Source organism: Corynebacterium sp. HMSC064E08, from assembly GCF_001811805.1.
GTDB lineage: Bacteria > Actinomycetota > Actinomycetes > Mycobacteriales > Mycobacteriaceae > Corynebacterium > Corynebacterium jeikeium_D.
The window spans coordinates 207,582-226,471 of sequence record NZ_KV806700.1; the positions used below are offsets into that span (position 1 = coordinate 207,582).

The window sequence follows — 18,890 nt, forward strand, 5'->3', positions numbered from 1 at the left end:
TAAATACTGCCCGGCGTTACTTAGACACAAACGCGCGAACTAGCGAAGCCGCGCGGAACAGACCGCGATACGCACCCGGCTGCGATTCTGGACTAACAGCGTGGACAAAAAGTCGATAACACATCGCACGAACGAGCAACTGACCGAAATCCGGCAGGTGATCGAAGCGCCGCAGTAGCTCCTCATCAGCCCCCATCATGGACAGACAATCCACTGCCGCCAAGGCAGCTGTCCAACCACGGACATGCCACGCTGGCACGATATCGGTGAGAACCGGGGCGGCCGTGCCGTCGTAAAGCAGCGTGCCGACGAGGTCTGCGTGACAGACCTGCAGAAGCTCCGTTGGCACAACCATCTCTGCCCGCAGCTGGAGAAGATCACCGGAGATCGTGAGAGCCTCGGCACAATCGGCGCGGGGGACGCTATCCGCGTCGAGAAGCTGCTCGAGGATGCCGATTGGGTCAGAGTCCCAAGCTGCGCGATTACACATGACGAAGTAATCGGGCTCCTTATCAAGGAGGAACTGTGGCCGTTCAATAGTGGCAAGCGACTCTTCCACGCGACCAGCGGCCACAATGGTTTCATCGGCACGTGGCGCGAATCCCCCCGGGATGAAATGACGAGCCTGCCACCCAGCAATAACCAAGCGGCCGTCACTGGTACGCACAGATTTCGCCACTCGGACGCCATCGACATCTAGCGCACTGCGAACCTTTGCAGACCACAGCGCCTGCGCCGAATTATGTACCGGCGAAAGGACAATGGAATCGTCGTAGACCCAGCCATTGTCCCAAGCTCGCCCGGCACGATGCGGCTCGCCCTCGGCACCAAAGGCCTCTAAAACACGGTCGGGAGGAGTGGCGATCATAATCTGCTACTACCTTGCTTTCTGAGTCGGTGCGGCCGTATCGTCGTCCGCCCCAAATGGGTACGGCCAGCCGTTGACAGAACACGTCTTACCATCGACCTGATAGACCTCGCTGCTGTCGATTTTGTGCAGTTCATCGTTCGACACGCTCAGGGTCTGCTGCATCATGATTGGCGCGATACCGCCGTCCCTCGGACAGGGCTCGTGAACCGCGTACCCAAGTCCGTGACCAACCTCGTGATTAATAAGGTATTGGCGATACAATCCCAGGTCCCCCTCAAAAGGCAGGGCACCTCGAACCCACCGGGCGATACTGACGACCACGCGCCCAGGCTCACCTTCCCGCTGCCCAGACAGGTAACAGGAGGTCTCCATTCCCAAGGTGTTGCCGCACAGCTGATGTGCGGTTCCAGTCGCGGAAAGCTGCACGACAATCGTCGGATCCTGGTCGCGAGGCACTGCCTCGAAAGAAAAATCTGGATTAGCTGTCCAGCCACGTGGATCGGCCAGAATCGAGTTCACCGTCTCTGCAAAGGCGCGCTCGCCACCAATCGAAGGAACATCAATGTTGTCTTCAATTTCCACGGAATACCTGACCGCATTGTCGCGCCCCTCCCCGACACGGGGATGCGCCACAGTGACATCTTTAAAATTTCCCGAGGGTTCCGTGGCAAAGGCCGGACCGGGTGGCAACTGCCCTCCCTCGTAACCATCACCGTATCCCTCACCAGGCACCGGACCAGGGCGACCATTGCCACTCTGCGAGGCGACAGTGCCAGTGCCGGAACCTGAAGAATCATCTTCAGCAGTGAAGATGTCGAAGAGAATGATGACTGTGAGCACCACAAGTACGGGGATGGCATAGGCTCGCCATCCCCAGCTCCTTGCAATGCGTACGAGAAAGGGTTCTTGCGTCATTAGGCGAAGAAGCCAACCTTACGGTCTGCGTTGTTACCGGTACGGACGTAGGCGACTTTGTCAGCATTAATCAGGTACTCCTGACCAGCGCCGTCGCTGAGCTCAATCACACCTTCGCCAGCAGCCAGCTTCTGGGAGATCGCAGCCTTGACCTCCTCGCCACCAGCGACGTTTTCAATGTTCAGCTCACGCGTATTGTCTGCAAATCCAATAGTGATGTCCATAGGTGACATCATAACCATTCCCAAAGCGGCTAGGATTAGAGAGACCGATTAAGCCGTCGTGTCACGTGAGGTTACAAACAGCAAAGGAGTCGCCGTGGCAGAGTCCCAGTCCCCGACATTCGTCGAATTGGGGGTCGCCGCGGAAATCTGCGACGCACTCGCCGACGAAGGAATCACCCGCACATTTGCCATCCAGGAACTGACGCTGCCCTTGGCGCTCGACGGCACGGACATCATCGGCCAAGCCCGTACTGGAATGGGAAAAACTCTTGGTTTTGGTGTCCCCCTTATTGACCGCGTCTTTGATGACGCCCGCATTCCAGAACCGGATGGCACTGCCCGCGCAATCATCATCGTCCCCACCCGTGAGCTATGTGTGCAGGTCGGCGAGGATTTGGCCCGCGCTGCACACTCAACCAATCTGCGTGTGTGCACTATTTACGGTGGCCGCCCCTATGAGGAACAGATTGAACAGCTAGACCGCGGCGTGGACATCATCGTCGGTACTCCCGGCCGTCTCATCGATCTTTACCAGCGCAATAATCTAGAGCTGTCAGGCGTAAAGATTTTGGTTCTCGACGAGGCCGACGAGATGCTCGACTTGGGCTTCCTGCCGGACATCGAGAAGATTCTGGCTGCGGTGCCAGATGAACGTCAGACCATGCTCTTCTCGGCAACAATGCCGGGCCCAATTCTGACTCTCGCACGTACCTTTATGAATCGCCCGGTGCACATCCGCGCCGAATCAGGCGAGGAAGAGGCCACAGTCCACGAGACCACTAAACAGATCGTTTTCCAATCGCACCAGATGGATAAGGTCTCGGTCATTGCCCGCATCCTGCAAGCCAACGGTCGTGGTCGCACCATCATTTTTGCTCGCACGAAGCGCGGCGCCGCCTCGGTTGCTGAGCAGCTCGGCGAGCGCGGCTTCCTGGTCACCGCCGTCCACGGCGATATGGGCCAGCCTGCACGTGAGCGCTCGCTGACGGCGTTCCGCAATGGCGACGTCGACGTCCTGGTCGCAACCGATGTCGCGGCTCGCGGTATCGATATCGACGATGTCACCCACGTCATCAACCACCAGGTGCCCGATGACGAAATGACCTATGTCCACCGCATCGGCCGCACCGGCCGCGCGGGACACAGCGGTGTCGCCGTTACGCTCGTCGGCTGGGATGAAACCACAAAGTGGAAGGCTATTTCAGATGCTCTCGACCTGGACATGGCCGAGATTCCGACGTGGTTTTCCACCTCCCCCGAGCTCGCTGAAGCTCTAGACATCCCCGAGGGGATCGATGAGAAGGTCGGGCCAGCCCGCCCGGTGTTGGGTTCCAGACCACCTCGCGGGCGCGGCGGAAGAGGCCCCCGCAACAACCGCTCACAGGCTCATCATCGCAATCGCGGCCAAGGACGAAGCTCAAAGCGGGCCGGCCACTCCAATTCTCATCGTCGCAGCTAGGCCGCTGCGCGTGCCAACTCCCCGCCTCACCTCTCGCCACGACCACTCGTCGACAGGACATTCCAACCGTGCTGCAGTCACCACAAGCCAACGCTGAGCCCACCACTGCAGAGACCCGACTGCGCCGCAATCGAATCGCATCAGTAGTTCTCATCATCGCCGTAGTGCTAGTCGTCGGTTGGATATGGGTCGCTTCTCCGGCTCGTAAGGTCGATCGCACTGAATCCACGGCACCGACGAGCAGCACAGCGCAAGCCCCGGCCGCGAACGATCCGGAGGCAATGCCACATACTCTCCGGCCGGTGTGGTCCACTGAATCGTCGGCAAGCACAAGCACGCACACCATCTCCCCGGCGCCACTGGTGATGGACAACTCCCTCATCGTTGCTGAGAACAAGGGCGTGCGTGCTATCTCGCTTAACGACGGCACGGAGCGCTGGCACTATCGACGAGATATTCCGCTTTGTGCGCTCTCGGGCAGTGATGGCCAAGTTTTCGCGACTTTTCGTGGGGCAGCTGGCTGCGGTGAGACCGTTGCACTCAAGCCCGACTCGGGGCAGTATGTCGCGACCCGTAAATCGATTGCGGCTGACAGCCCTGCCGCCGTGCGCTCGAACTCATACGCGGGTGTCTACGACTCTGGATTCCTGGAGCTGTGGCGCTCTGACCTGGTCCGAGTAGTCGAGTACGGCAAGATTCCAGCGTCTCCGGAACCGAAGATGCAGCCGCATCCGGAGTGTTCGATTATCAGTGCGCTCACGCGCGTGGAGCTGCTGGCCGTCGTAAACAACTGCGATGGTCACGGGCGCCTGGTCATGCAGGCGGCAAATCCGGAGGAGTCTCGGAAACCGGAGGTCAAGAGCGATATTGACCTTGGTCCGGTAACTGCAGATATGTCACTGGTATCGATTGGCCAGGACACGGCGGCGGTACTGTCAGACAATCGCATCCGAGTTTTTCGTATGGACGGCACGATGCTGACTGAATTGGCGCTGGATGAGACTACCCTGCGCCCAGCACCGGCGGAAGCTAACTCCAACGGCGATGCCCCGCGTGCGCCTTTTACAACGGATCTTCCCCATCACATGACGTGGTGGTCGCCGCGTGGTTTACTGGGCTTCCGCCCGAGCACCCTGGCGCCGGATTTCGAGTTTCCTGAGGCCACAGGAACCCCAGCTCCATGGGGTGAGCATGTTTTCATGCCAGTCGCTGACGGAGTCGCGGTATTGAATGCCAAGACTCTCGAGATTATCGGCACACTCCCGTTGCCTGCAGCTGCGAAGTCCACTCATGCAAATAATGCGGACAAGCCGGAAGTGCCCGTGCGCCTTGCGGTTGTCGGTGACACGCTACTAGTTCAGCGCGGTGAGTCAGTCGACGCGTTCGCCATCGAAGCTTAGAAAGAGCGGGCAGCCCAATCAATCGCCTTCGGACTAAACATACAGGCCAGCGCAGCAATTGAAGCTGCCGCCGTCGGTAGAGCAAGCAGAAAAGCGCTCGAGCGGAACATGTAATAGGCCACGCCCAGCAAGCAGAGGTTGAGCATAATAATCGGCCCGCGCCCCCATCGGGCGCCACGCAGCAACATAATCGCACCAGCGAGAACAGCGCCGAAAATGAGAAGGAACCACAGCGCGGTACCCCAACCGGAAATGACCGCGGCCTCGTCGCGGTACCCCATCAAATCACGAATGAGAAGGAAGATCCCGTAGCCCAGACCGAGGGCACATTCGGCGACACCAATCCACGCACCGACCATAACAACCTGAGGTGCGGCGATCGGCCCGTCGGCTGCCGCAAGCTGGTCGGTAGTACGCGATTTGGGCGCATTGCTGCTGTTTTTCTGGTTACTCACGCCCTACATGTTAGCCCGGTGCGAACCGATGAATACACCCTGGAGGCATACCGGCTAATGCGCCCATCACAAGTCTGCTCATGCACTATTCTTGGTGCCTGTGCGTGCGTTGCTAATCTCCAATCCGAATTCGACCAGTAACACTGCTCGACGTATGCCCGGCGTTGTGCGGGCGCTTCGCTCGGTCGAGGGGATTCGCTTGACATCCATGTTTACCGCCTACCCTGGCCATGCTGCGGAAATGGTGGCGGGTAAAACGGTTCGCGATTACGACGTCATTATTTCTCTCGGCGGCGACGGAACCATTAACGAGATTGTCAATGGGCTCATGAACTCCAACCCATTCTCCGCACTGTCTGCCACTGACCTGCCTGCCATCGCGACAATTCCCACCGGCAGCGCCAACGTTTTGGCAGGTGCGTTGGGTATTCCCCGCGACCCCGTAGATGCCGCGTGGTACATCGCAAGTCTGCTGCGCTCCCGAACCCGCAGCACTATCAGCGTTGGACATGCAGCGGAGCGATGCTTCGTGGTCAATGCCGGTATCGGCATCGATGCGGAAGTCATTTCCACCATGGAACAGCTCCGACAAAACGGTACCCGCGCCAAAGCCGTGCGCTATTTGCCGGCAATTTTCACCGCATGGAATCAGTTGCGCAAAAGCCCGCCACAAATCACCGCAACTATCGACGGCACGGAGTTTGGCCGTGATCTCGCAATGGCCGTGGTGTCCAACTCCAATCCCTGGACATTCCTCGGCGACCTCCCCATCGTCACCAACCCCACTGTGTCCCTACGCAGAGGCCTGGGCTTTTATGGCTTCACTTCCCTGAGGGGAGTGACGGGACTTGTCGCCGCAGCCAATTTGGCCGGTTTCTTCACCCGACTGCGTTCCCCCTTCCACGTCGAAGCCCGCGAACGACGCGTCGACAACGCCCAGCACATCGAGCTCACCGCTACTGCCCCACTTCGTCTCCAGTTGGACGGCGAGTACATCAATCAGTGTGAGTCCCTCAACATCCGTGTTAAGCAAGGCGCTATCAATTTTGTGGCGCGTGCCGACGATTACACCGAGGACCAGTTCACCAAGAAAGTCGCTACCCGCCCCGTGGACGAGCGCTTGCTCGTTGTGGTGACCAAAAAGGTCATGGATCGCACACGCCGACTGTTCAGTACTAGCCAAAAGACCGAGGCAAACCCGGCTTAAACTGCAACTGTTTACTGACAAGCCAACAAAAATGCGCCATACACCCTCACTACTGCAATTACCAAAACTAATTTTACCCCCACAAAGGGCTAGTTTTGACCTGGCGTTTTAACCAAAACTTCACTTTTCTGTGAGGTTTGGCACTTTTATTCATTTTGCTCTTTACGAACCGTCCCAGTCGTGAAAACATGTAAATCGTCAGCGAGACAGGCACGCAGTTCACTGGTTGTGTAACCATGCAAGTCTCGCCTTTTTAGGCGCAAACTCTTTGGTGAGTCCCCACTACCTTTCACGCCGTATAGGCGATGGAACAGGTGGCCCCTCCCAAGATGCCTAATACCCCTGGGCAACCGGGAATGAACCCCAACCTTCGTTGAGATACGGCGATTTGTCGTGTCTGACGAAATCCATTTCCGGAGCTGCCTTCCCGCAAGGAAATTTAACCCTGCCCTCACCCGGGCTCGTAATGTTTTAGGAGTTTGTCATGGATTGGCGTCACAAGGCCGTTTGTCGTGAAGAGGATCCGGAGCTGTTCTTCCCGGTCGGTAACTCCGGCCCGGCTCTCGCCCAGATTGCTAAGGCCAAGGTCGTTTGCAACCGTTGCCCCGTTACTGCTCAGTGCCTGGCCTGGGCACTTGAGACCGGCCAGGATGCAGGTGTCTGGGGCGGCATGAGCGAGGATGAGCGTCGCGCACTGAAGCGCCGTCGCAACCGCGGCCGCACCCGTCGCACTCGCACCAGCACCACGGTCTAATTAAAGGACTTACCCTCGTACCGTGTAATCTATACCGGTTGATACCTGTTTAACCCGATAGAAAGAGAGCCCAGCTATGAGCAAGCGTGGCCGTAAGCGCAAGGACCGCCGTAAGAACAAGGCTAACCACGGCAAGCGTCCGAACAGCTAAGTTGCCCTTAGTTGCAGCAGTCTTAGCCATCACCGGCTAAGACATCTCACTCCACTCCAGCACAACTCGGTATTGCACCGAGGGACGGGGTGGAGTTTTTTATGCCTCCAGCGGATACCTCAACGGGTAGCAGGTCTGAAAGTGACTAGGTTTATGACACATGAATTGAATTCACCCGCGATTTTTTGTCATAAACCTAGTCACTTTCAACACCTTTTCGATGCCTCGTCGATACCGCATCCTCGCTTTCCGGATTAACCATCCGCCAGAACCTTACCAGCGAGTTTGGAGCCCAAACCCCACCGGAGTAACGTCTGAAAACAGAGCTTTTACAGCAGCTCCAGCTAGGTTGCTCGAAAGCAATGGGGCTATAGCTCAGTTGGTAGAGCGTCGCGTTCGCAATGCGAAGGTCAGGGGTTCGATTCCCCTTAGCTCCACAAATAGCTCCACAAAAATATCCCAGGCCACATCACCGTGACCTGGGATTTTCCCATTACGCATTACCGCATTACCGTATTACGCAACATCGCATTAAGCATCAAAGGAATACGCGCCAAAAGATGACGCACCAAAACCTAGCCGCCAGCAGCTACCTGCGGTACTCCACCCGCGTATAGGACACGCGAATCCGAGTGGTAATGCGCTGACGGAGGTCCTCAGGGGCAGGTTGCTGGCAGCACCGGCGTAGCAGCCGTCGTATAGCTTGCTCGGAACCGAACTCTTCCAAGCACTGAGGGCATTTGTGAATGTGTTCCTCGAGAAAGCGGCGTTCCTCCGAATCACACTCTCCATCCAAAAATGCGTGTAGGCGCGAGTGGACATCCTGACAGAAAGCATCTTCACAGGCGTGCCCGCGCTCTGGCGTCTGCTCCATATCTTGGCTCGACTCTCGGCTCATCGCGGAGAATCTCCCTTCTCTTCTTTCAAGAATCCACGTTCCACGGCTACGTTGTGCAACGCGTCTCGGAGCTGTTTTCTTCCACGGTGGAGCCGACTCATCACAGTTCCGATGGGCGTGCCCATGATTTCGGCGATTTCCTTGTAGGGCAATCCCTCGACATCGGCGTAGTAGACCACCATCCGGTAGTCCTCTTTGAGGCTCATCAAAGCGTCACGAATTTCCTCGTCAGGAAGCTTTTCCAGCGCTTCAACCTCAGCAGAGCGCAGCCCTATCGAAGTGTGCGACGCGGTTTCCGCGATCTGTGAATCCGTGATGTCATCGGTGGCGTACTCGGCAGGACGTCGCTGCGCCTTGCGGTAGTTGTTGATGTACGCATTCGTCAGAATGCGGTAGAGCCACGCTTTCAGGTTCGTGCCCGGCTTGTAGGAGCGGAAGCCCTGAAAGGCCTTGATATAGGTCTCCTGCACCAGGTCTTCGGCATCGGCGGGGTTGCGTGTCATCCGCAGCGCCGCTCCATAGAGCTGATCCAAAAGCGGCATGGCATCACGCTCAAAGCGCTGCGCAAGCTCCTCATCCGACTCATCAGTCCGGATGGCCGATGTTCCTGTCTGATCACCTGACATGCTACCTATCCTAAAACATCCGCACCCACGAGTCGGCCAGACCCCCGTCACCAGGCATTTCGTCGCGTAGCTGCACTGGTGTGCAACGATGGGAAATTATGTCGAAGAAGTCCGCCAAGAAATCCGCTGCCGCCACCCCGGCAATCGCCGTCTGTCAGAACGCCGGAATCGACTTCCACGTTCACCAATTCCCCCACGGCAGCGACAACTTCGGCGAAGAGGCCGCCTCTTGGCTACTAGAGCATCTCGGAGTCGAGCCCGAACGCATCTTCAAAACTCTCATTATCGAGCTATCCGGCAAACGCACTGGGCTGGCCATCGCCGTCGTCCCCGCCACCGGAATGCTCAACCTCAAGGCCGCCGCCGCGGCTGTCGGGGCTTCCAAGGCCATGATGGCCGACCCCCATGACGCGTCACTTGCCACCGGCTACGTTCCCGGCGGCATCTCCCCGCTTGGCGGTCGCCGCAAGCTCCCGACTGTCATTGATGAGACAGCTACTCTCGCCGACACGGTGTTCGTCTCCGGTGGTCGCCGCGGGTGGGACATCGAACTGTCACCCGCTGATCTGGTTTCGCTTTGCGATGCCACGGTCGCCGACATCGCCCGCTAATCCGGCGGCTACTCCTGCAACCTCCCCGCTGATACGGCCTTAAAACAGCTCCTCGTTGTGGCCGGGTACCGCGCCATCGGGCTCATCCAACAGGTGCGACCCTTCATTCGCAACATTACCGACGACGCGGTTGACCGGTCGGATGGTCAGCTTGTCCACCACCTCGGCGCTGGTCACGCCAACATCTCCGTTTGCTGCCCAGGCCGAGAGATCCAGCCAATCGCTGACTTCATCGTCGGCAAGCACGCGCGGCATACGATGATGCAGATCCACGAGATGTCCCACGGCGTCGGTGGTGAGAATTGTGGCGGAGACTATATCTCCCCAGCGTGCCCACAGACCCGCGACGGTGAAAAGCGGTGCGCCATCACCGAAGCTGACGAAGTAGGGCTGGCGACTTTTCCATTCATACCAACCGTTCATGGGGATTGCGCAGGGAAGGCCGTCCCGGAAAGTCGGTTTGGACTGCCAGGTTTCCGCACGGGCGTTGAAGAAAGGTGTCGTTGGCACTTCGCGGGCCCACTGCGGAATTAAACCCCAGCGCACGGTGGCTGCAATGGTTCCTGTGCGGCCGGGATGCTCGCGGGCAAGAGCAACTATTGGCATGGTCGGGCCGATGTTGTAGCGGGAGGTGGGCAACGGGCCGTCGGCACGCACGGGCGCCAAACCGGGAATTTCAGCCGTGGTGCTGAGCAGCTTTTCGGCGACTGTGAAATTGACGAAACGACCACACATACCAACTGATTGTGCCGATGTCTCCCCCTCTAGTCGAGGTATGGAGTGAAAGTGTTCCATAATTGGTTGTGTGTGTTCCCAAAATCAGAATTGGTCCGCCCCTACTGTAAGTGTCGACGGTGCCGAATCCGGTCGACAGCCTTTTAGCGCCACGGTGCAGATTGCCGGCTCGAAGTCGATTACGAACCGTGCTCTTGTCATCGCGGCGCTATCTTCGACCCCATCGGTTATCCATGGTGCTCTGCGCTCTCGCGATACCGATCTTATGATTCGCGCACTGCAGGCCCTGGGAACTGACATCAGTGCCGACTCGACATATTCGGGTTCCCCGAACCACACGCTCCGTGTCACTCCACGCATGCTCCGCGGTGGTGTCGTGGAATGTGGCCTTGCAGGTACGGTTATGCGCTTCGTGCCGCCTATCGCAGCTCTGGCACAGGGGTCGGTGTTCTTCGAAGGCGACGTAGAGGCCAAGGCTCGCCCGATGTCAGCCGTGCTGGATGCCCTGCGCAGCCTCGGTGTGAACATCGCTGGAAATGGGCTTCCTTTCACGGTCAATCCACAGGGTCCGAACCAGGGCAACCGCCTCGGTGACTCGGTCCAAGAGCAAGATCTGCCGGACATCGGCGGCGAAGTGGAAATTGACGCTTCGGCCTCAAGCCAGTTCGTCTCCGGCCTGTTGCTGTCAGCGCCGCGCTATGGCCGTGGCCTCGTACTTCGCCCGACCGGAGAGATTCCATCCCGCCCGCACATTGACATGACCCTGGACATGCTCCGTGAGGCCGGTGTGCAGGTCGACGAGACCACGGCCGACGCACCTGAGGGATCACGCACAACGTTCACCATTCACCCCACCGAAATGATGGGTCGTACTTGGCAGATCGAGCCCGACCTGTCCAACGCTGCCGCCTTCCTGGCCGCTGCAGCTGTCACTGGTGGCAGCGTCACCGTGCCCGACTGGTCAGAGCACACCACGCAGCCGGGCGACCGCATCCGCGAGATCCTCACCGCAATGGGCGCTACCGTGACGTTCAACCGTCACGAGGGTGGCCGCACCAGCCTCACCGTCGTGGGCCCAAAGCCGTCAGAGCTGCGCGGAATCACGATGGACATGTCCGAGATTGGCGAGCTGACCCCAACGGTCGCTGCCATCGCCGCCCTGGCCACCACCCGCACCGAGCTGACGGGTATTGCACACTTGCGCGGTCACGAAACCAACCGTCTTGCCGCGCTCACCACGGAAATCAACCGCCTCGGTGGTCGCGCTACGGAGCTTGACGACGGCATTGCGATTGACCCCGTTCCGCTCCACGGTGGCCTCTGGCACAGCTACGCCGACCATCGAATGGCCACCGCTGGTGCCATTGTTGGCCTGCGCACGGAGGGCGTGGAAGTCGAAAACATCGGTACCACCGCTAAGACCATGCCTGGATTCGACCTGCGCTGGCTGGAGATGCTCGGACTGGCCTCCCCCAGCCCTAGTTCGTTGGAAAAGTCAGTCGAAGCTCGACTTGATGGCATGGAGGACGGAACCGAGGCAGGGAAATAACAGTGGCGGCACGCAGGCGTGGACGGCAATGGGACGAGTCCGATGTACGCATCCGCCCCGGTAAAGGGTCGCGGCCACGGACGAAGGATCGCCCCCGCCACGCAGATGCCCACTGGGGCATGGTGGTGACCAAGGATCGTGGTCGTTGGGGTGTAGTCCTCGATAACAACCCTGATGTTGCAGTGACATGCATGCGTGCCCGCGAGCTCGGCCGCACCAATATCGTTGTCGGTGACCGTGTCGGTGTCGTCGGCGATGTCAGCGGCCGTGAGGGCACACTGGCCCGCATCGTCAAGCTGGCAGAGCGCAGCACGGTTTTGCGTCGCACCGCCGATGACAATGACCCGTATGAGCGCATCGTCGTGGCCAATGCCAGCCTGCTGCTCATTGTGTGCGCAGTCGCCGATCCTGAACCTCGCACCGGTTTTGTCGAACGCGCGCTGGTCGCGGCCTACGCCGGCGGTGTCCGCCCCGTGCTCTGTCTGACTAAATCCGATCTGGCCGACCCAGAGGAATTTGCCGGGGAGTTCTCGGCACTCGGAGTGGATGTCGTTGTCTGCGGTATCAACGATGACTTGGCTCCCTTGTCAGAGCTCATCGATGTCCCCGGACGAGTGACAGCTTTGGTTGGGCATTCCGGTGTGGGGAAATCGACCCTTGTCAACCGGATTGTTCCTGAAGCCAACCGTGAGACCGGCGAAGTTAGTGGTGTGGGTAAGGGCCGCCATACCTCCACGCAGTCGGTGGCGCTGATGCTGCCGTCGGAAAGCGAAGACAGCGCGACGTCGTGGATTATTGATACCCCGGGCATTCGTTCCTTTGGTCTGGCTCATGTGACACCGGAGACGCTGCTGGCGGCGTTTCCAGATATCCAGGCAGCGACAGATGAATGCCCACGTGGTTGCACCCATTTGGGGCCGCCCGCGGATCCAGAGTGCGCCCTCGACAAGCTGGAGGGAGTTCAGCACCGTCGAGCGATGGCCGTGCGTCGCCTGTTGAGCGCCATCAGCGACAACGAGGATTGGGAGCTGGACATTGAAAGAGACTAGCCACACCGATTCTGTGGAGACGCCCGCTGAAGCCTCGGCTGGAGCTGAGGCGGACAACGCGGGCTCCGGTCTCTACCCCGCTCCCGGCAGTTGGATTCGGCTGTGTATCTACACGCTTATCGTGGGTCTTGCGACAGGACTCGGCGCAGCCGGCCTCGCACTAATAATGCACGGCATCGAGTACGCGGTCTACGGGCAGCACGAGGGTGACGTAGCGGTCGTAACCGATGGCACCACTGGTTTACAGCGCTTTGTCGGAATTGTGTTGGCGGGGCTGATTGCAGGACCAATCTGGGCAGCTCTTCGCACAAAGGCGAAGCCTGTTGAAAGCGTTGAAGCGGGCATGCACGGCCGCCCCATGCCTGTGTGGTCAACTCTTGTCAATGTGTTTTTGCAGATGGCGACCGTCGCTGCAGGTGCATCCATGGGACGCGAGAATGCCCCGCGTGAGCTCGGTGCAATGGTGGCCTCGCAGATGTCGCATCGACTGCGCATCGATCCACTACACCGCCGTATTTTGGTCGCAGCAGCGGCCGGTGCCGGCCTGGGGGCGATTTATCACATCCCGTTGGCTGGAGCGGTTTTCTCGTTGGAGATTCTGCTGGGCTCGCTGAGTATTACCGCGGTGATGGTGGTGCTGGCGTGTTCAGCCATTGCCACGGTGACGTCGGGCATCGTGGTCGGCAGTAGCCCGCTCTACAGCCCAATTAATCTCTCGGACGGCTGGGGCAACCTCGGGGCAGCACTGCTCATCGGTGTTATCTGCGGTGCCATTGGCTACGCATTTCGCATTCTCAGCTCGCGGATGTCGGACAAAGCACCGACTGGCTGGCATTCTGCCTGGGCCATCCCCCTCGCATTCACACTGGTTGGTGTGATTTCACTGTGGGTTCCAGAAGTGTTGGGCAATGGCCGTATCGCTGCGACCACAGTTCTCATGGACCGCCCGCTGCTGGGTTTTGCAGTCATCCTGCTGATTGCGAAAGCTTTCGCGGTTCTCGTTACTTTCCGTTCTGGTGCCGTCGGTGGTCTCTTGACTCCCGGCTTTGCCCTTGGCGCGCTCAGCGGTTTCATCGTCGGCTGCTTCGTACAGCCATTGATGCCCTCAGTTCCGCTGAGCGACTTTGCGATTCTCGGCGCGGCGGCCTTCCTGTCGGCGTCCATGGCAGCCCCACTTTTCGCACTGATCGTGACCGTGGAGTTCACCGGCCAGAATTCCTCGGCTTACTTAGCACTCTTCCTCGCTGGTGCAACTGCGACGCTGACCGTGACCATGATTCGCGCCTGGCTACGGCTCCCCCACAAGCAATCAATGCCATGGAACCGCGAACCAGCAGTCGCGGCTGCGGTTCGCAAGCGGGCCGAGGGCTAACCGCGCGCAGCAGTGTGCGTCGAGCGACCGGTGTAGGCCCGGACAATTTCCCGGACACCTGGGCGAAGACGGCGGAGCATTCGCAGGCCCGTCGCTAAGCCCTTGCGTTGCGGGGAACTGGACTGGAGCTCCGCTTCAACCTGCGGATACTTCTTGAACGCCGCCTCCGAACGTACCTCTGGGGCGTTGTCCGGGTCAGCGACTAAGAAACGATCCGGCAGCGACAACTTCAGCAGCGTGCGCTGGACCTGGAAGAACTGCTTCGGGAACGACCCCGTGTTGTATGGCAGGTCGTATTCCCGGCAGATCTGCTGAACCTGCTTCGAAATCTGCGCGAGCCTGTTGGACGGCATGTCCGGGAACAGGTGGTGCTCAATCTGGTAATTCAGATTTCCTGAGAGCACCGACAGCGCCAGCCCACCGTGGAAGTTCGCCGAGCCCAGCATTTGGCGCAAATACCACTCACTCTTGTCCTCGGTGTTGTACTGCTCCTTGGTGAAAGTCTCGGCATCATCCGGAAAGTGTCCGCAGAAGATGACCGCGTAGGCCCAAAGATTACGGGCGAGGTTGGCCATCATGTTCGCAAAGGCCACCTCACGGTAACGCGGACCCGCCATCGCCGGGAAGAGAACGTAGTCCTTGAGCACCTGGCGCCCCGACTTGTTGAGCACCTCCATGAGCTGCGGTCGGGCCTCATCCCAGGATTTCTTGCCGGCGAACACGCGCCCGAGCTCGACGTCATAGAAGGCCACTGCCCATTGGAAAAGGCTGGCCAACACCACGTTTGTCACCGGCTGCAGCAGCGTCGATGGCTTCCAACGGCGGTCACGAGTCACCCGGAGAATGCCATATCCCACATCGTTGTCCATACCGAGCACGTTGGTGTACTTGTGGTGGACAAAGTTGTGGGAGTGCTTCCACCCGCTGGATGGGCAGGAATTGTCCCACTCCCAGGTGGCCGAGTGAATCTCGGGGTCATTCATCCAGTCCCACTGACCGTGCATGGTGTTGTGTCCGATTTCGAGGTTTTCCAAAATCTTTGCCAACCCCAGCGCTGAGACGCCCGCCCATTTGAAACCCCAGTGCGCGGTGTTCTTCCACGACTTCGGCAGCATCCCCAATTTGTTCAGGGCCATGCCGGCGGTCGGCACCATCAGCAGGCCTCGACCAGTCACCTCAAGGGTGCGCTGAATGCGGATGAGCGTGCGGATGTAGCGAGCATCCTTCTGTCCCAGCGAATCGCGGTGTTGCTTTTCGATTTCCGCAAACCGACGCCCAATCTCTGCGACGTCTTCTTCGCTCAAGTGCGCATACGATGCGATATCGGAAATTGCCATGGGAAGGGTCCCAACTCCTTTAGGTAGTTTCTCCTGGTTAATGCAGGTTGAGATAGATGTGGGGCGAACTTACAGTTCGATACGCGCGTGCCCCGCCGGCGCACAGACGCACGTTCGGACCCGCTCGCCCGCCACAAACGTCGCCCCGGTGCGGATGTCCCGCGCTGCGCCGTCGGAGAGTTGCTGCACGCACGTCGCACAAATTCCCATCCGACAGCCGTACGGCAGGTCAACCCCGACGCTCTCGGCCGCCTCCAGGATGGTCGTTGCACCGTCTACGTCGATATCGCCTCGGCTGCCGAAACTCACCGTGCCGCCGACCTCCCCCGCCGCCGAGCGGTCAACGGTGAAACGTTCCGTCCGCAGCCCGGGAAACTCCGGCTCAAGGTTTTTCAGCAGTTCAACCGGACCACAGGCATAGGCGCTTGCCGACGATGCCAGCGCTCCAAAGTCAGCAATGATGTCGGTAACCGCCGCAGCGTCAATCCGCGGCTGCGTCTCGGTATTCCGGGCATGCAGGCGATACTTCAACGCGCTAGTGGCGCTGTGCTGTTCCAGCTCGCGAAGTTCGGTGACAAACACAGCTTCTGTCTCGCCGCGGTAGGAGTGAATGTGCTCGACTTCCACCGAGGCATTGCGAGCTGAAAGATCACGCAGCATCGAAATCACCGGAGTGACGCCGGAGCCTGCGGTAACAAACGCAATGCGGGCTGGGAGCGGCTCCGGAAGATGGAAATCCCCAGCCGGGGCAGCCAGGCGGACGACAGTACCCGGCTTGACATTGGCGACGAGGTGTTGGGACACGTAGCCGTCGTTGAGCGCACGGATGTTGATAGTCAGCAGCCCGTCATGAGGCCGCGGCGCATTTGTCAGCGAGTAGGAACGCCACAGGTATTTCCCCTTGACCTCTACGCCAAGTCCGATGAACTGGCCTGGCTTGAAGTCTGTTGGCATCCCCCAACCCGGACGGATTATCAACTCTGCTGAAGTAGGAGATGTGGGATTGATGGCCTCAATCTGACCGCGCAGCTCGCGACTTGACCACAGCGGATTTAGCAAATGCGTGTAGTCATCGGGCAAAAGTGGCGTGGATAAATGCTTGAATACCCGGGAAACTTTGGTCTTAAGCCCCATTTTTGGCCCTCCTGACTGTCACGGACGAACACGCAATAACGCTGTTCATCAGCAGGCATGCCCCACCCGATTCATCATTACGTGTCCGTAGGTTACTTAGACGTAGACTACGGAGCGGTAAGTTATTGGTCAAGAGAAACAAATGATTTTGACACAAATAGCGAAATTGTCATTACCCCCACCCTCGTGCGAAACACCCCCTTTGACATGGAGCTTATCCACACAAAACAATCCCGCCTTTTATACCCCCGCTGAAAACACTTGTGCCATACAAAAAAAGGGGCTGGGTTCCTAAACCCAGTCCCCTTCTTTAACGCCAAGCACGCGCTACTACAGGAAGTCGACCACCATGCCGAGCTCAGCTACGTCATACCACGCCAGCGGGATCTCCAGCGCATCGCCGACAGTGAGCTCCGCATCCTCGTCACCGAGATCTGCCTTATCGACGGCATCAATCGCAGCCTCAACCTTGCTTTCCGCCTCTTCCACATCAATGTGGAGCGCTGCAACGTCGGCAAGCGAAATTGGGCCGCCGACCTTAACCACGGCATCTCCCATATCCGACTGCGGCTCCGCCTCCACATCAACGGAAATGACCACTCGACGGTGCGGGAACTTCTCTTCTGCGGCATCGAGCAGACGGAGCGACGCACGCGCAGCCTCATCAAAGGCTACGTCTGCCAGTTCCTCATCATCGCCCTCAGTAAAGAAATCGCGCAGCGCTTCAGTGACAGCAAAGCCCCAACCACCGCGGGCGTGGAAGAGCTCATCCTCCTTAAGCGCCTCAAGCATGGAGAAAGTCGCTGGGATATAGACACGCATTAGAACTCGCCCTCGAGACCCAGTAGACCGGCAATCTCGACCACTGCGCGGTCGAACTGCTGATAGAAGACTCCCACCATGCCGTTAGAGACGGCCGCATGGATGTTCTCAATCGAATCATCTACCAACACGCAGTCCCGTGCCGGCAGTTCAATAGCCGCAGCGGCTGCATTAAAAGCCTCTGCCGAAGGCTTCTCATGGCCAATTTCACCAGAGAGCACAACTGCGTCTACCAGGCCCTCATCTTCGAGCTTGCGAATCGGATCCGCCGATGGGCCACCTGGGTCATTCGACAGGACTGCCAGGCCAACACCATTTGCACGCGCCTCTACCAGCAAATTACGCCAACGTGCCTGGTCTTCATCCGTGCCGTCAAGGACACCACAGTAATCGATAATCATTCCGCGCATGGCCTGTAGTTTATCGCATGACCTGCACGTTTGCCTTTTTTCCAGTTCAGCGTGTTAATTGGCTGTTCGTTACGCCCATTTGTAGACGACCAGAACGGCCTTGACGGAAACCGATAGGACCATTAACAGCGAAACACTCAGCCCATTTCGCGACTGCGCCTTCTCCACAATCCCCCCACGCCGGCCGTGAATTCCCCTTCACAAGCTGCACACTTAAAGCACTTGTAGGACAATGGTCTTCAGCAAGGGGGAACTTGCCAATGGAGAGTTTTTAGGGGGATTAATCCATGGCACCAACGTCTCACGTACCAAAATCTCAGACACCGATGCCTTACGCGCTGTCGCACGCCGCTGAGTACCGCTCCAGTGGCAGGGAATCCATTGAACCGGCAACGGGCTTTTCGCTTCTCCACACAATTCAACTCGGCCAGTCAGCTAATGCCGCCGCCTCTCAAACCGCAAAAGTGGCACCGACCTATAGCGGATGCTCCGCTGCCACCGGGACCGCTGTCATGACGGCATTACCGCCCGCCGTGGCCACTCCTGCTGCGAAAAAGACGCCGCAAACACCGCACGTCGTCCAGCACTGTGAGCAGAATCTGAGACAGGAGCTTAGCACGATTACTCGCCGCGTCTTCGACATCATCGCGGGTCGCAGGCGAGTCAACGATTTGCGTCGCATCAATATCGACCCAATTATTCACGCTGCGATACTCACGCTGTCGAAGAACACCAGCCTCAAGGGTGTCGCGTTGCAATCCTTCCACGCCAGCGCTTCCGCGGACGGCAAGAAGGTCGAGTTCCTGGGTAGTTGCCGTGTCGGTCCGCGCGTTCGCGCGTTCACGGGCACTTTCCGCCGCGGAACAGCAAAAACGCGGCCATGGACCATGACCGCGTTTCGTGTGCTTTAG

Annotated in this window: 21 protein-coding genes and 1 tRNA gene; 11 read left to right on the plus strand and 11 right to left on the minus strand. The window is 58.8% G+C overall.

Features of this window, described 5'->3' with window-relative positions; translation table 11 throughout:
- Positions 1–16: 16 nt before the first annotated feature.
- From HMPREF2820_RS06525 to HMPREF2820_RS06535, 3 genes are read right to left on the minus strand one after another with little or no spacing between them, the layout of a single operon-like run.
- The gene (locus HMPREF2820_RS06525; RefSeq protein ID WP_070603431.1) at positions 17–868 is read right to left on the minus strand and encodes a TIGR02569 family protein; all 852 of its coding nucleotides are present in this window, start codon (positions 866–868) and stop codon (positions 17–19) included.
- 9 nt (positions 869–877) lie between these two features.
- On the minus strand, positions 878–1,786 hold the full coding sequence (locus HMPREF2820_RS06530; protein ID WP_049172838.1) for a DUF3152 domain-containing protein: 909 nt from the start codon (positions 1,784–1,786) through the stop codon (positions 878–880).
- The gene (locus tag HMPREF2820_RS06535) at positions 1,786–2,010 is read right to left on the minus strand and encodes a DUF3107 domain-containing protein (protein WP_042388469.1); all 225 of its coding nucleotides are present in this window, start codon (positions 2,008–2,010) and stop codon (positions 1,786–1,788) included. Before HMPREF2820_RS06535 ends, HMPREF2820_RS06530 begins: the two co-directional genes overlap by 1 nt.
- A 94-nt stretch (positions 2,011–2,104) precedes the next feature.
- On the opposite strand from HMPREF2820_RS06535, the gene HMPREF2820_RS06540 reads away from it, so the two are divergent.
- Positions 2,105–3,469: a DEAD/DEAH box helicase gene (locus HMPREF2820_RS06540; RefSeq protein WP_049191109.1), complete on the plus strand. Its 1,365-nt coding sequence runs from the start codon at positions 2,105–2,107 to the stop codon at positions 3,467–3,469.
- Positions 3,470–3,537: 68 nt separating this feature from the next.
- Positions 3,538–4,869: an Rv3212 family protein gene (locus tag HMPREF2820_RS06545; protein WP_070603433.1), complete on the plus strand. Its 1,332-nt coding sequence runs from the start codon at positions 3,538–3,540 to the stop codon at positions 4,867–4,869.
- On the opposite strand, the gene HMPREF2820_RS06550 is transcribed toward HMPREF2820_RS06545, so the two are convergent.
- Positions 4,866–5,324 (minus strand): hypothetical protein, encoded by a 459-nt coding sequence (locus tag HMPREF2820_RS06550; RefSeq protein WP_224783785.1) that lies wholly within the window; start codon positions 5,322–5,324, stop codon positions 4,866–4,868. The genes HMPREF2820_RS06545 and HMPREF2820_RS06550 overlap by 4 nt on opposite strands.
- Positions 5,325–5,424: 100 nt before the next feature.
- On the opposite strand from HMPREF2820_RS06550, the gene HMPREF2820_RS06555 reads away from it, so the two are divergent.
- From HMPREF2820_RS06555 to HMPREF2820_RS06565, 4 genes are all read left to right on the plus strand, one after another.
- Positions 5,425–6,531 (plus strand): diacylglycerol/lipid kinase family protein, encoded by a 1,107-nt coding sequence (locus tag HMPREF2820_RS06555; RefSeq protein WP_224783784.1) that lies wholly within the window; start codon positions 5,425–5,427, stop codon positions 6,529–6,531.
- A 484-nt stretch (positions 6,532–7,015) separates the two neighbouring features.
- On the plus strand, positions 7,016–7,285 hold the full coding sequence (locus tag HMPREF2820_RS06560) for a WhiB family transcriptional regulator (protein WP_016422223.1): 270 nt from the start codon (positions 7,016–7,018) through the stop codon (positions 7,283–7,285).
- A gap of 76 nt (positions 7,286–7,361) precedes the next feature.
- Positions 7,362–7,436, plus strand: a complete 75-nt coding sequence (locus HMPREF2820_RS11125; protein WP_014300525.1) for a 50S ribosomal protein bL37 — start codon at positions 7,362–7,364, stop codon at positions 7,434–7,436.
- Positions 7,437–7,800: 364 nt separating this feature from the next.
- Positions 7,801–7,873 (plus strand) — tRNA-Ala (locus tag HMPREF2820_RS06565).
- Between the two features lie 152 nt (positions 7,874–8,025).
- On the opposite strand, the gene rsrA is transcribed toward HMPREF2820_RS06565, so the two are convergent.
- Together rsrA and HMPREF2820_RS06575 are read right to left on the minus strand one after the other, a co-directional pair.
- Positions 8,026–8,334 carry a mycothiol system anti-sigma-R factor gene (gene rsrA, locus HMPREF2820_RS11130; protein WP_016422222.1) on the minus strand — a complete coding sequence of 103 codons (309 nt, stop codon included), beginning with the start codon at positions 8,332–8,334 and terminating at the stop codon, positions 8,026–8,028.
- Positions 8,331–8,960, minus strand: a complete 630-nt coding sequence (locus HMPREF2820_RS06575; RefSeq protein WP_016422221.1) for a sigma-70 family RNA polymerase sigma factor — start codon at positions 8,958–8,960, stop codon at positions 8,331–8,333. The genes rsrA and HMPREF2820_RS06575 overlap by 4 nt, the downstream gene beginning before the upstream one ends.
- A gap of 98 nt (positions 8,961–9,058) precedes the next feature.
- Here HMPREF2820_RS06575 and ybaK point away from each other — a divergent pair, with 98 nt between their 5' ends.
- Positions 9,059–9,571 (plus strand): Cys-tRNA(Pro) deacylase, encoded by a 513-nt coding sequence (ybaK, locus tag HMPREF2820_RS06580; RefSeq protein WP_070439541.1) that lies wholly within the window; start codon positions 9,059–9,061, stop codon positions 9,569–9,571.
- 39 nt (positions 9,572–9,610) lie between these two features.
- Here ybaK and HMPREF2820_RS06585 read toward each other — a convergent pair whose 3' ends face one another.
- Entirely contained in the window at positions 9,611–10,306 is a 696-nt protein-coding gene (locus HMPREF2820_RS06585) for an SOS response-associated peptidase (RefSeq protein WP_070603435.1), read from the minus strand.
- A 70-nt stretch (positions 10,307–10,376) separates the two neighbouring features.
- On the opposite strand from HMPREF2820_RS06585, the gene aroA reads away from it, so the two are divergent.
- From aroA to HMPREF2820_RS06600, 3 genes are read left to right on the plus strand one after another with little or no spacing between them, the layout of a single operon-like run.
- Entirely contained in the window at positions 10,377–11,855 is a 1,479-nt protein-coding gene (gene aroA, locus HMPREF2820_RS06590; protein ID WP_083308446.1) for a 3-phosphoshikimate 1-carboxyvinyltransferase, read from the plus strand.
- Between the two features lie 2 nt (positions 11,856–11,857).
- Complete coding sequence (gene rsgA, locus HMPREF2820_RS06595; protein WP_070603439.1) at positions 11,858–12,904, plus strand: ribosome small subunit-dependent GTPase A; 1,047 nt, start codon at positions 11,858–11,860, stop codon at positions 12,902–12,904.
- Positions 12,891–14,276 (plus strand): chloride channel protein, encoded by a 1,386-nt coding sequence (locus HMPREF2820_RS06600; protein ID WP_070603441.1) that lies wholly within the window; start codon positions 12,891–12,893, stop codon positions 14,274–14,276. The genes rsgA and HMPREF2820_RS06600 overlap by 14 nt, the downstream gene beginning before the upstream one ends.
- Here HMPREF2820_RS06600 and HMPREF2820_RS06605 read toward each other — a convergent pair.
- From HMPREF2820_RS06605 to HMPREF2820_RS06620, 4 genes are all read right to left on the minus strand, one after another.
- Entirely contained in the window at positions 14,273–15,613 is a 1,341-nt protein-coding gene (locus HMPREF2820_RS06605; protein WP_070429791.1) for a fatty acid desaturase family protein, read from the minus strand. The genes HMPREF2820_RS06600 and HMPREF2820_RS06605 overlap by 4 nt on opposite strands.
- Positions 15,614–15,682: 69 nt before the next feature.
- Positions 15,683–16,747: a flavin reductase family protein gene (locus HMPREF2820_RS06610; RefSeq protein ID WP_070603443.1), complete on the minus strand. Its 1,065-nt coding sequence runs from the start codon at positions 16,745–16,747 to the stop codon at positions 15,683–15,685.
- Positions 16,748–17,077: 330 nt separating this feature from the next.
- On the minus strand, positions 17,078–17,569 hold the full coding sequence (locus HMPREF2820_RS06615) for a DUF6912 family protein (protein WP_049172814.1): 492 nt from the start codon (positions 17,567–17,569) through the stop codon (positions 17,078–17,080).
- Entirely contained in the window at positions 17,569–17,979 is a 411-nt protein-coding gene (locus tag HMPREF2820_RS06620; protein ID WP_038627918.1) for an HAD-IA family hydrolase, read from the minus strand. The genes HMPREF2820_RS06615 and HMPREF2820_RS06620 overlap by 1 nt, the downstream gene beginning before the upstream one ends.
- A gap of 287 nt (positions 17,980–18,266) precedes the next feature.
- On the opposite strand from HMPREF2820_RS06620, the gene HMPREF2820_RS06625 reads away from it, so the two are divergent.
- Positions 18,267–18,890, plus strand: a complete 624-nt coding sequence (locus tag HMPREF2820_RS06625; RefSeq protein WP_070603445.1) for a hypothetical protein — start codon at positions 18,267–18,269, stop codon at positions 18,888–18,890.

Coding starts and splice junctions, on each gene's coding strand:
- HMPREF2820_RS06560 (WP_016422223.1), top strand. CDS start 7,016: ATGGATTGGCGTCACAAGGCCGTTTGTCGTGAAGAGGATCCGGAGCTG.
- HMPREF2820_RS06610 (WP_070603443.1), bottom strand. CDS start 16,747: ATGGGGCTTAAGACCAAAGTTTCCCGGGTATTCAAGCATTTATCCACG.
- HMPREF2820_RS06575 (WP_016422221.1), bottom strand. CDS start 8,960: ATGTCAGGTGATCAGACAGGAACATCGGCCATCCGGACTGATGAGTCG.
- HMPREF2820_RS06615 (WP_049172814.1), bottom strand. CDS start 17,569: ATGCGTGTCTATATCCCAGCGACTTTCTCCATGCTTGAGGCGCTTAAG.
- HMPREF2820_RS06535 (WP_042388469.1), bottom strand. CDS start 2,010: ATGGACATCACTATTGGATTTGCAGACAATACGCGTGAGCTGAACATT.
- HMPREF2820_RS06530 (WP_049172838.1), bottom strand. CDS start 1,786: ATGACGCAAGAACCCTTTCTCGTACGCATTGCAAGGAGCTGGGGATGG.
- HMPREF2820_RS06620 (WP_038627918.1), bottom strand. CDS start 17,979: ATGCGCGGAATGATTATCGATTACTGTGGTGTCCTTGACGGCACGGAT.
- rsrA (WP_016422222.1), bottom strand. CDS start 8,334: ATGAGCCGAGAGTCGAGCCAAGATATGGAGCAGACGCCAGAGCGCGGG.
- HMPREF2820_RS06625 (WP_070603445.1), top strand. CDS start 18,267: ATGGCACCAACGTCTCACGTACCAAAATCTCAGACACCGATGCCTTAC.
- HMPREF2820_RS06605 (WP_070429791.1), bottom strand. CDS start 15,613: ATGGCAATTTCCGATATCGCATCGTATGCGCACTTGAGCGAAGAAGAC.
- HMPREF2820_RS06525 (WP_070603431.1), bottom strand. CDS start 868: ATGATCGCCACTCCTCCCGACCGTGTTTTAGAGGCCTTTGGTGCCGAG.
- HMPREF2820_RS06585 (WP_070603435.1), bottom strand. CDS start 10,306: ATGTGTGGTCGTTTCGTCAATTTCACAGTCGCCGAAAAGCTGCTCAGC.
- ybaK (WP_070439541.1), top strand. CDS start 9,059: ATGTCGAAGAAGTCCGCCAAGAAATCCGCTGCCGCCACCCCGGCAATC.